Raw genomic sequence first — 10,486 nt, 5'->3', positions numbered from 1 at the left:
TTCCCAGCCGTATATACCCGGATCTGGGCGATCACTAGGCATCTTGGTAAAGATGTACATGATCCTAACCGGGGGGCTTCTTTCCTAAGCCATCGTACGGGCTGGAGTTTAGCCGTGAGCGCCCGCCGCGCCGGGAGTTTCGGGCTCACGAGGGCTCCGTCCGCGGGCGAAGCGCGACCACGGTCGCGCCGAGCGTGGCCGCGACCAGGGCGCCCAGGACGATCAGGGTCGCGGCGTCGGGACGGATCAGCGGCTGCCCGCGCAGGGCCTGCCAGAGCACCAGCAGGAACACCCCGCTGTAGGCCAGCCCGGCGATGATCACCAGGCGGGTCCTGGGCGCCTCGGGGCGCAGCGCCGCCAGGCGGGTCGACAGGGCGGCGAGCAGCAGCGCGAACAGCGGGAGCAGTTGCAGGGCGTGCATGCCGACGAAGTGGGGCACGCGCAGGTCGCCGCCGACGGTGCTCCAGCCCACCACGGGCAGCCCCGGTCCGCCGTCGGCCACGCCCACGCTGTGGGCGCCGGCGAAGTCCTCTGCCCACGTCTGCCTGGGCACGCCGGTCACCATCAGGGCGCCGGAGGAGATGCCGAGCGTGGAGACGATCAGGCCGAACCGTACGGACCAGGTGCTCACCCGGTCGGCCTGGCGCTCGACGAGGACGAGCACGGCGGCGGTGAGGTTGGCGAGCATGAGGACGCCGATGGTGACGCCCATGGCGATCCAGATCGCCCCGTCGAGCGGGGTGGCCTCGTTGAAGTGGCTGTGGCGGCCCCTGGCGGCCTGGAACACGATCAGCGCCACCTCGGCGAGCGCGGCCGTGACCAGGGCCGTGACCAGGGCCGTGCCCAGCCACCGGCTCAGCCGCCCGGCGCGGTGGCGCAGGGAGAGTAACCAGGCCCAGGTGAAGGAGTAGAGCGCGAAGGAGATCGAGAACTTCATCGGTTTGAACCAGATCGGGACGCCGTCGAGCGTGCGCGGGTCGGCGAGGGCGAGGACGAGGAAGACGGGGCTCAGCGCGGCCATGAGGGCGGCGAAGAGCACGAGGGGGCGGTGCCGGCGGAGCATGGGAGACCCTCCCGAAGCGGATAGCAGATAGTGCTACTTACTACTATCTATAGCTAGGCTATCCACAGACGGCAAGAGGGAGGCATGAAAGCGTGCGGATGGCGGAGCTCAGCGAGACGACCGGGATCCCTGTCCCGACGATCAAGTACTACATGCGGGAGGGCCTGGTGGCTCCTGGGCGGCCGACCGGCCGCAACCAGGCCGACTACAGCGAGGAGCACGTACGCAGGCTCCGGCTCGTCCGCGCCCTGGTGGAGTACGGAGATCTGTCCATCGCGGTCATCCGCGACCTGGTCGCCCAGATCGACAACCCGGACCTGGAGGAGCTCGAGCTCCTGGGGGCGGCCCAGAAGACGGTGACCCAGCGGAAGGAGGCGCGGCCGGGGCCGTACAAGGACGAGGCGGAGCAGCGCCTGCACGAGCTGATGGTCAGGCGCGGCTGGCGGATCAGGACGAACGACCCCGCCTACCGCACCGCCGTCGGCGTGCTGGCCACGCTCGACGAGGTCGGCCGGCACGACATGCTCGAAGCGCTCGACTCCTACGCCGCGGCGGCCGAGCTCATCGCCGAGGCCGACCTGCGGCTGCTCGGCGGCGACGTGAGCGACCGCGAGCGCGCGGTGGAGATCGTGGTCATCGGCACCTCGGTGGGTGACACGCTGATCGCCTCACTGCGCCGGCTGGCGCAGGCCACCGTCGGCGAGCGGATCTACACCTGAGCGCGAGAGGCCGGCGGGCACCGGGGGTCAGACCCCGAGGCTGGCCTCGCGCAGCAGGCTGACCGAGTGCGGGTCGCCGCTGAGCTCCACCCTGGCGTGCGCCTGCCGCCCGAAGCAGAACATCAGCAGCTCGGCCGCCCGGCCGGTGACCTCGACCCGGGAGCCGCCGCGTGCGCCGCCGAGCACCACGCCGCCGCCGAGGCGGTGCAGCACCACGCCCACCGGCGACTTTCGCAGCATCAGCCGGGCGCCGCTCGAGACCCGCTTCCAGATGAGCTGTTCGAGGTCGGTCGGCAGCTCGCGCGGCTCCCACGACGGCTGGGCCCGGCGCACGTCCTCGTGATGGACGAAGTATTCGAGCGTGTTGACGGCGTCGTCGAGGAAGGGGAGCACGCCGTAGATCCCGCCGGGCTTGCGGACGAGGCCGACCAGCTCGGGGTAGGGGTGCCGGGCCTTCAGGGCGTTCTGCACCGAGGCGGTGTAGCCGGCCAGCGGCTTGATCGCGATGCCGCCCATCGCGTCGGGCCTGCGCTCGCGCAACACCAGGTGGGCGGCCAGGTCAGCGGTGGTCCAGCCCGTGCACAGGGTCGGCGCGTCCGGGCCGAGCCGGTCGAGCAGGTCACAGAGCGCGGCGCGTTCGCCACGAGCATGAGTCACGGGGCCAACCCTACCTGTGGGAATAACCCAATGATCGGGCGTGATAGTGACATACGTAGAAACGTCGGATTTGAAGGGAATCTCACCGAGTGGCGAGCAAGGTCACCTCGGCCGTGATGCGTCAAGGGCTGCGTGTCCTTGGGGTGGCCATCCGCACTGAGAGAGCTGTGTTCGCGCTGGCCGTCCTGGCCAGCGCCGTCTATGGAGGCATGACCGTCGCGTCCGCGTGGGCGCTCGGCTGGGCCACGCAGAACGTCATCCTGCCCGCGTTCCGCGACGGCGAGGCCGCCGCGGGCGCGCTGTGGACCGGCGTGTTCCTGATCGTGGGCGCCGCGCTGCTCAAGTCGCTGGGCGTGGCGGGGCGGCGCATTCTGGCCGGCGTCATGCAGTACCGCATGCAGGCCAGGTCGCGCAGGGACGTGACCAAGCAGTATCTCCGGCTGCCGCTGGCCTGGCACCACCGGCACCCGACCGGCCAGCTCCTGTCGAACGCCAGCGCCGACGCCGAGGCCGCCTGGGCGCCGCTCGCGCCGCTGCCGATGGCCGTGGGCGTGATCGTCATGCTCTTCACCGCCGCCGTCGCGATGCTGCTGACCGACCTGGTGCTGGCCCTCGTCGGCTTCCTGATCTTCCCGGCCATCGCCGTCCTCAACCTCGTCTACCAGCGCAGGCTCAGCCCGCTGGCCACCCGCGCCCAGCAACTGCGCGCCGAGGTCAGCGAGATCGCGCACGAGAGCTTCGACGGCGCGCTCGTCGTCAAGACGCTCGGCAGGGAGGAGCTGGAGACCGACCGGTTCCGGCGGCGCGCCCACGAACTGCGCGACGCCAACATCGCCGTCGGGCGCGTACGCGGCCTGTTCGACCCCATGCTCGAGGCCCTGCCCACGCTCGGCGTCCTCGCGGTGCTGGGCGTCGGCGCGCTGCGCCTGTCCACGACCGCGATCGACGCCGGCGACCTGGTGCAGGTGGCGTACCTGTTCACGCTGCTGGCCTTCCCGATCAGGGCGCTCGGCTGGGTGCTGGCCGAACTGCCGCGCAGCGTCGTCGGCTGGCAGCGGGTGCAGGCCGTGCTGGACGCCACCGGCTCCATGGAGTACGGCTCCGCCGCCACCACCTCCACCACCCCCGCCGCGCTGGAGATCTCCGGCGTCTCGTACGCCTACGGCGAGGCCGAGGTGCTGCACGACGTCACCTTCGACGTGCCCGCGGGCCGGACCGTCGCCCTGGTCGGGCCCACCGGTTCCGGCAAGTCCACCCTGGTCCAGCTCCTTGTCCGGCTGGTCGACCCCGGCGAGGGCCGGGTGCTGCTCGACGGCGTGGACCTGCGCGAGATGGCTTACGGCGGCATCGCCGAGTCGGTGGCGCTGGTGCCGCAGCAGACGTTCCTTTTCGACGACACCGTGCGCGGCAACGTCGCGCTGGCCGCCGAGGCGAGCGAGGAGGACGTGTGGGCCGCCCTGCGCCTGGCCCAGGCCGACGGCTTCGTCGGCCGGCTGGCCTCCGGGCTCGACACGCGGGTCGGCGAGCGCGGCACCTCTCTGTCGGGCGGCCAGCGCCAGCGCCTGGCCCTGGCCCGCGCGGTCGTGCGCCGCCCCCGCCTGCTCATCCTCGACGACGCCACCTCCAGCGTGGACCCCCAGGTCGAGGCCAGGATCCTGTACGGCCTGCGCGACGCCGCCGAGTCCTCGACCGTCGTGGTCGTCGCCTACCGGCTGGCCACCATCGCCCTGGCCGACGAGGTCGTCTACCTGGACCGGGGTCGCGTCGTGGACCGGGGCTCGCACGAGGAGCTCCTGGCCCGCTGCGCCGGCTACCGCAACCTGGTGACCGCCTACGAGCGCGAGGAGGCTGAGCGGGCCGCCATCGACAGCCCCGCCGAAGAGGAAGAGATCAGCGCATGACGGCGCAGAGCATCCAGGTCAACGCGGAGCGTTCCGCCCTGGCCACGATCCGGCAGGGGCTGTCGTTCACCCCCGAGTTCCGCAAGGGGCTGGCCGGCACGCTGGCGCTGGCCGTCGTCGCGACCCTCGGCAAGATCATCGTGCCGATCGCGGTGCAGCAGACGATCGACACGGGGCTCAAGAACGGCGTGCCCGACCTGCCGTACATCACCGGCGCCGTCCTGGTGTGCGCGGCGGCCGTGGTGCTCACCGCCCTGGCCGGCTACATCATGAACGTCCGCCTCTACAAGGCCACCGAGTCCTCCCTGGCCACCCTGCGCGTCCGCGGCTTCCGCCACGTCCACGACCTGTCGGTGCTCACCCAGAACACCGAGCGCCGCGGCGCCCTGGTCTCCCGCGTCACCAACGACATCGACCAGATCAGCAACTTCATGCAATGGGGCGGGCTGATGATCATCGTGGCGTTCGGCCAGCTCCTGGTGGCCACCGTCCTGATGTTCGTCTACTCCTGGCAGCTCACGCTGCTGGTCTGGGTCTGCTTCATCCCGCTGATGATCGCCCTGCCGCGCTTCCAGCGGCTGCTGTCGCGGGCGTACACGGTGGTGCGCGAGCGTACCGGCGACATGCTGGCCGCCGTCAGCGAGTCCGTCGTCGGCGCCACCGTCATCAGGGCCTACGCCTCCGAGCGCCGCACCGCCGAGCGCATCGACACGGCCGTCGACGCCAACAGGAGCGCCCAGATCCGGGCCCAGACGATCGTCGGCTTCGTCTTCCCGCTGACCGAGATCGTGGCCGCCGTGGCCATCGCCGGCATCGTGCTGCTCGGCGTGCGGCTCGGCCTGTCGGGGGAGATCACGCAGGGGCGGCTGGTGGCGTTCCTGTTCCTGGTGACGCTGTTCGTCGCGCCCCTGCAGACCGCCACCGAGGTGCTGAACGAGGCCCAGAACGCCGTCGCCGGCTGGCGCCGCATCCTGGGCGTCCTCGACACCCCGCCCGACGTGGCCGACCCCGGGGACAAGGGCGTCACCCTGCCCCGCGGCCCCATCTCGGTCGCCTTCGAGAACGTGCACTTCTCCTATCCCGGCGGGGTGCCCGTGCTGCGCGAGGTCACGCTGGAGATCCCGCCCCGCTCCCGGGTCGCGATCGTGGGCGAGACCGGTTCGGGCAAGACCACGTTCGCCAAACTGCTCACGCGGCTGATGGACCCCGGCTCCGGCCGCGTCACCGTGGACGGCCGGGACCTGCGCGAGGTCCGCTTCTCCTCCCTGCGCGAGCGCATCGTCATGGTCCCGCAGGACGGCTTCCTGTTCGACGGGACGCTGGAGGAGAACGTCCGGTACGGCAAGCCGTCGGCCACCACCGAGGAGATCGAGCTCGCGCTGACCGAGCTGGGCCTGACCGACTGGCTCGAGGGCCTGCCCGCCGGCCTGGACACGCCGGTCGGCCAGCGCGGTGAGTCGCTGTCGGCCGGCGAGCGCCAGCTCGTCGCCCTGGCCCGCGCCTACCTCGCCGACCCCGACCTGCTCCTGCTCGACGAGGCCACCTCCGCCGTCGACCCGGCCACGGAGGTACGCCTGGCGCGCGCCCTGGAGGGCGTCACCCGCGGCCGCACCGCCATCTCGATCGCGCACCGCCTGTCCACGGCGGAGAACGCCGACGAGGTCCTCGTGTTCGACGCCGGCCGCCTGATCCAGCGGGGCCCGCACGCCGAGCTGGTCGACCAGCCCGGCGTGTACGCCGACCTGCACGCCTCCTGGATCTCCGCCGCCCACTCCTGACCGGGTGGTCCCCTCACGACTCGTTCATGGCCGCGAAGGTCACGCTCGTCCCCTTCGGCCCCGACACGATCGTGATGTGCTCGCACAGCATGCGCGTCAGCCACAGCCCCCGCCCGCGGAACTCCGACCCCGCGGGCGGGCGCAGGTCGCTGATCCACCCGGCCGGCAGCCCCGGCCCCTCGTCGGTCACCTCGCACCACAGCCGCCCGCCGTGCGACCACAGCAGCAACCGCCCGTGGCCGCCGCCGTGCACGACGGCGTTGGTGATGATCTCGTTGACCGCCAGCACGAAGTCCTCCAGTGACCGGCCGCTCAGCCCTTCGTACGTGGCGTGCTCGGCCACCGCCCGGCGCAGGAAGGTGATGCGCCCCCGCGCGAAGCTCGCGCAGAGCACCTGTCTACACATCGCCCACCCGGCGCACGGTGACGAACTCGTCCGCCCTGATCAGCCTGAGCACGCGGGCCATGGAGTCGCGGCAGACGACCGCGGTGCTCCCCTGGGGCCTGGCCATGGCCGTGACGGTCAGCAACTGGGCCGAGCCGGCGTCGATGAAGTCCAGCTCGGAGGCGTCGATCACGACCTCGCCCGGCTCCTTCTCCAGCCGGCCCAGCACCGAGGCGAACGCCTGCCGGTTGGTGAGATCGATGTCGCCCCACACCCGCAGCCCGCACGGGGAGCCGGTGTTGGCGAAGCGGAGCAGCGCCTGCTCGGGGGAGATGGGGTGCACCGAGGCGGCCCGGTCGAGGGCGTCGCGGGGGAACAGGTTGCGGTCGTACTGGCACACGGCCGCCAGCCAGCGCTCCCCGAACAGCTCGTTGGTCGCCGCCTCGAACGCCGCCTGGGCCGGGGTGTCGCGCACGCCCCAGGAGGCGTCGACGAGCGCGTACACGCCGTGCTGGCCGTGCCGGCGCGCGCGGTCGTTGGCGCCGGCCAACTCGGCGTAGACCCGGTCGGGGTCGGGGGTGCCGTTGGTGAAGTGGGTGTCGGCGCAGGCCAGGATCTCCACCTGCCCCGCCGACTCGGCGTCGGCGAACCCCGGCACGAGCGGCGCCAGCCAGTCGCGCGTGCGCTCCGGGCTGTCGGCGTGGGTGATGATCATTACTTTGGTACGGCGGCGCAGGCCGTTCAGCGTGAACGCCCTGGTCGCCACCATGCGCTCTCGTTCGCCCTCGAAGGGCAGGCAGACGTGGTCTCCCAGGTCGGGATCGAGGACGGAGCCCGCGACGTGCACCACGACAGTGTCCTCCCGTGTCCTCCCTTAGCACGTGACGCCTCAAGAACGTACTCCCCTCCCGGTCATCACGTAGCGCATTCTCTGCAAAACCCACCGTGACGCGATGCAGACAGGTGTACCTTTTCGGCGGGGCCGCCCACGGGAGGGGTTATGAGGAGCATGGGCGTGGATGTGCTGGAGATGTCACGACGCCAACACGGTGAGCTCGTGGTGGTCAGCCTGGCGGGGGAGATGGACGTGGACAACGTCGCCCAGGTCAGGAAATGCCTGGACGAAGCCGTACAGATGCCCAAGCCCCGGCTGGTGGTCGACCTGACGGCGCTGACCTTCATCGACACGACGGGCCTGGGGGTGCTGGTGCGACTGCTGGCCACGCTGCGCGACCGGGACGGCTCGATGGCCCTGGTGGCCCCGGACGGCCAGGTGCTGCGCCGCCTCCGGCGGACGAACCTGGCGCCGTTGTTCCCCATCTACGACACGCTCGCCCAGGCCCTGGTCGCCTGACCCGCCGCGCCCGGCAGTCTCGCGGCACACCCGTCCCGGCGCTCCGGCGGCCCCCACTGGGACGGCCGCCGGGAAACCGCAGGGGCCCGGGCCGGGGCGGATGCGGGTGACGGGGCTGGTTGAATGGGCGTATGGCCCTTGACCCCAAGATCGCCGCACGGTTGAAGCGCAACCCCGACGGCCTGGTCCCCGCGATCGCCCAGCAGCACGACACCGGCGAGGTGCTCATGCTGGCCTGGATGAACGACGAGGCGCTGCATCGGACGCTCACCACCGGCAGGGCCACCTACTGGTCGCGCAGCCGCGGCGAGTTCTGGGTCAAGGGAGACACCTCCGGCCACGTCCAGCACGTCAGGTCCGTGGCGCTCGACTGCGACGGCGACACCATCCTGATCAAGGTCGACCAGACCGGCGCCGCGTGCCACACCGGCGACCGCACCTGCTTCGACGCCGGCTCGCTCGAGCTCCCGCTCGGTTAGGCGACCGCTGATGGGCAGGGCGAGACGCGGGGAGCTGTGGGGCTGGGTGGTGCTGACCGCCCTGGGCGCCCTGCTCGTGCTGGTCGCCGCCGGCCGCACGTGGGTGCGGGTGCTGGGCGGAGGTGCCGGCGTGGTGGCCCCCACCGGGGGCGAGCTGAGCCCCGTCCTGACGCCCGTCGCGCTGGCCGGGCTGGCGGGCATCGTGGCCGTGCTGGCCGCCAAGGGGGTGACGCGGCGGGTGGTCGGCGCGCTGCTGGCCCTGTGCGGCGCCGGCGCGGCGGCCGGCACCTGGTCGGCCCTCGACGCCGGCACCGTCGCGGGCTGGCTGAGCGAGCGCAACGTGATGCACGGCGTCACCGATCTCCCCTGGGAGACGGTGCCCCTCTGGCCCGCCGTCGCGGGCGCCGGTGCGGTGCTGATGATCGCCGGGGGAGTGCTCGCCGTCGCGCGCGGCACCGCGTGGGCGGGCATGTCGGCCCGCTACGAGAGAGACGCGCCCCGTCCGGGCGCCAAGGCCGACAGTCAGGCCCACACACAGGCCGACACACAGGCCGACGGTCAAGCCAGGGACGACAGGGCGCTCTGGGACGCGCTCGACCGGGGCGACGACCCCACCGATTCCCGCTGAGACGCCGACCATGACGAAATCTCCACTGTTCTGAACCTCTGTCTGCTTGGGCGCCGTTTCCTCAATAAGCTGCCGTTTGCAATTCGTCACGAGCATCAGAGGAGCCAGCTCATGAGCTACGGGGATCAGGGCGGTAGCGGCGGCTACGGCGCGCAGCCGCCCGGCGGGAGCTACGGTCAGCAACCGCCCAGCCAAGGCGGCGGTGGCTACGGCCAGCAGCCCCAGAGCGGTGGCGGCTACGGTCAGCAGCCGGCCGGAGGTGGTTACGGCGGCTACGGGGAGCAGCCGCCCAGCGGCGGCGGATACGGCCAGCAGCCCCCCAGCTACCCCCAGGACCTCAGCTACGGCCAGCAGCCCCCCAGCGGCGGTTACGGCCAGCAGCCGCCGAGCGGCGCCTACGGCCAGCCCGGCTACGGTTACGCCCAGCAGGGCTACAACCAGCAGGCCGGCTACGGCTACGGCGCCCCCCAGCCCAGGACCACCAACGGCATGGCGGTGGCCTCCCTGGTCTGCGGCATCATCGGCCTGGTCTTCTGCGGCATCACCAGCATCCCCGGCGTGATCCTCGGGCACATCGCGCTCAACAAGATCAAGCGCAGCGGCGAGGAGGGCTCCGGCATGGCCGTGGGCGGCCTCGTCACCTCCTACATCACCGTGGTCATCTGGCTCTTGTGCTGGCTCATCTTCGGCGGCATGCTGCTGTCCCTGATCGGGTTGAGCGCCGCCGTCGAGTCGAGTTCGTACGACTACTGACCGGTCGGTAACTTCGGGTGAGCGTAGCCGGGCCGTGACGACCCGCTTGCGGTCCGATTACGAATTGTCCGCAAAATGGACGTTAGTCCTCGTAGAAGATGGTTTCTCGCTAGGCTGCCGCGCGCAACAGGACTCAAGGATGACGACATGAGGGGTCATTAGCATGAGTTACGGAAACCAGGGCGACGGCGGCTACGGCGGTCAGCCACCCGGCGGCGGCTACGGGCAGCAGCCCCCCAGCGGCGGCGGCTACGGCCAGCAGCCTCCGAGCGGTGGCGGCGGCTATGGACAGCAGCCTCCGAGCGGCGGTGGCGGTTACGGCCAGCAGCCGCCCAGCGGTGGCGGCGGCTATGGACAGCAGCCGCCCAGTGGTGGCGGCGGCTACGGCCAGCAGCCCCCGAGCGGTGGTGGCTACGGTGGTGGCGGTTACGGCCAGCAGCCCCCCAGTGGCGGTGGCTACGGCGGCGGTGGTTACGGCGGCGGTCCCGGGGGCAACCCGCCGGACAACCAGCTCGTCCCGGCCATCCTCACCACCCTGTTCTGCTGCCTGCCGCTCGGCATCGTGTCGATCGTCAAGTCGTCGCAGGTGAACTCCAAGTGGCAGGTCGGCGACTACGCGGGCGCCGCGCAGGCGGCCGAAGAGGCCAAGACGTGGTGGAAGCGCAGCCTGATCTTCGGCGTGATCTGGATCGTCTTGATCGTCATCGCCTACGTCGTGTTCGGCGTGCTGCTCGCCGCCAGCGTGCCGTCCTCCACGTACTAGGACGCG

12 protein-coding genes are annotated in these 10,486 nt (G+C 71.4%); 8 read left to right on the top strand and 4 right to left on the bottom strand.

Annotation, left to right across the window (positions count from 1 at the left end):
• Window positions 1–145 precede the first annotated feature (145 nt).
• Complete coding sequence (locus tag AB0I15_RS63760; protein WP_358119624.1) at window positions 146–1,063, bottom strand: hypothetical protein; 918 nt, start codon at window positions 1,061–1,063, stop codon at window positions 146–148.
• Window positions 1,064–1,161: 98 nt separating this feature from the next.
• Between AB0I15_RS63760 and AB0I15_RS63755 the strand changes: the two genes are divergently transcribed.
• Entirely contained in the window at window positions 1,162–1,782 is a 621-nt protein-coding gene (locus AB0I15_RS63755; RefSeq protein ID WP_358119633.1) for a MerR family transcriptional regulator, read from the top strand.
• 27 nt (window positions 1,783–1,809) lie between these two features.
• Here the strand turns inward: AB0I15_RS63755 and AB0I15_RS63750 are convergent, their stop codons facing one another.
• Window positions 1,810–2,439: a TIGR03085 family metal-binding protein gene (locus AB0I15_RS63750; protein ID WP_358119621.1), complete on the bottom strand. Its 630-nt coding sequence runs from the start codon at window positions 2,437–2,439 to the stop codon at window positions 1,810–1,812.
• A 116-nt stretch (window positions 2,440–2,555) separates the two neighbouring features.
• Between AB0I15_RS63750 and AB0I15_RS63745 the strand changes: the two genes are divergently transcribed.
• Together AB0I15_RS63745 and AB0I15_RS63740 are read left to right on the top strand one after the other, a co-directional pair.
• The gene (locus AB0I15_RS63745; protein ID WP_358119630.1) at window positions 2,556–4,340 is read left to right on the top strand and encodes an ABC transporter ATP-binding protein; all 1,785 of its coding nucleotides are present in this window, start codon (window positions 2,556–2,558) and stop codon (window positions 4,338–4,340) included.
• Complete coding sequence (locus AB0I15_RS63740; RefSeq protein WP_358119619.1) at window positions 4,337–6,118, top strand: ABC transporter ATP-binding protein; 1,782 nt, start codon at window positions 4,337–4,339, stop codon at window positions 6,116–6,118. Before AB0I15_RS63745 ends, AB0I15_RS63740 begins: the two co-directional genes overlap by 4 nt.
• A 13-nt stretch (window positions 6,119–6,131) precedes the next feature.
• Here AB0I15_RS63740 and AB0I15_RS63735 read toward each other — a convergent pair whose 3' ends face one another.
• Both AB0I15_RS63735 and AB0I15_RS63730 read right to left on the bottom strand, forming a co-directional pair.
• The gene (locus AB0I15_RS63735) at window positions 6,132–6,524 is read right to left on the bottom strand and encodes an ATP-binding protein (protein WP_358119616.1); all 393 of its coding nucleotides are present in this window, start codon (window positions 6,522–6,524) and stop codon (window positions 6,132–6,134) included.
• Window positions 6,517–7,353 carry an MEDS domain-containing protein gene (locus tag AB0I15_RS63730; RefSeq protein ID WP_358119614.1) on the bottom strand — a complete coding sequence of 279 codons (837 nt, stop codon included), beginning with the start codon at window positions 7,351–7,353 and terminating at the stop codon, window positions 6,517–6,519. The genes AB0I15_RS63735 and AB0I15_RS63730 overlap by 8 nt, the downstream gene beginning before the upstream one ends.
• A 165-nt stretch (window positions 7,354–7,518) precedes the next feature.
• On the opposite strand from AB0I15_RS63730, the gene AB0I15_RS63725 reads away from it, so the two are divergent.
• From AB0I15_RS63725 to AB0I15_RS63705, 5 genes are all read left to right on the top strand, one after another.
• Window positions 7,519–7,857, top strand: a complete 339-nt coding sequence (locus AB0I15_RS63725) for an STAS domain-containing protein (protein ID WP_358119612.1) — start codon at window positions 7,519–7,521, stop codon at window positions 7,855–7,857.
• Between the two features lie 131 nt (window positions 7,858–7,988).
• Complete coding sequence (gene hisI / locus AB0I15_RS63720; RefSeq protein WP_358119610.1) at window positions 7,989–8,336, top strand: phosphoribosyl-AMP cyclohydrolase; 348 nt, start codon at window positions 7,989–7,991, stop codon at window positions 8,334–8,336.
• A gap of 10 nt (window positions 8,337–8,346) precedes the next feature.
• Window positions 8,347–8,964 carry a TIGR02234 family membrane protein gene (locus tag AB0I15_RS63715; RefSeq protein ID WP_358119607.1) on the top strand — a complete coding sequence of 206 codons (618 nt, stop codon included), beginning with the start codon at window positions 8,347–8,349 and terminating at the stop codon, window positions 8,962–8,964.
• Between the two features lie 111 nt (window positions 8,965–9,075).
• Complete coding sequence (locus AB0I15_RS63710; RefSeq protein WP_358119604.1) at window positions 9,076–9,717, top strand: DUF4190 domain-containing protein; 642 nt, start codon at window positions 9,076–9,078, stop codon at window positions 9,715–9,717.
• A 163-nt stretch (window positions 9,718–9,880) separates the two neighbouring features.
• Window positions 9,881–10,480: a CD225/dispanin family protein gene (locus AB0I15_RS63705; RefSeq protein WP_358119602.1), complete on the top strand. Its 600-nt coding sequence runs from the start codon at window positions 9,881–9,883 to the stop codon at window positions 10,478–10,480.
• Window positions 10,481–10,486: the final 6 nt, after the last annotated feature.

Source organism: Nonomuraea sp. NPDC050643, from assembly GCF_040654715.1.
In the GTDB taxonomy this organism is placed as follows: domain Bacteria; phylum Actinomycetota; class Actinomycetes; order Streptosporangiales; family Streptosporangiaceae; genus Nonomuraea.
This window is presented reverse-complemented; position numbering and strand designations above follow the sequence as displayed.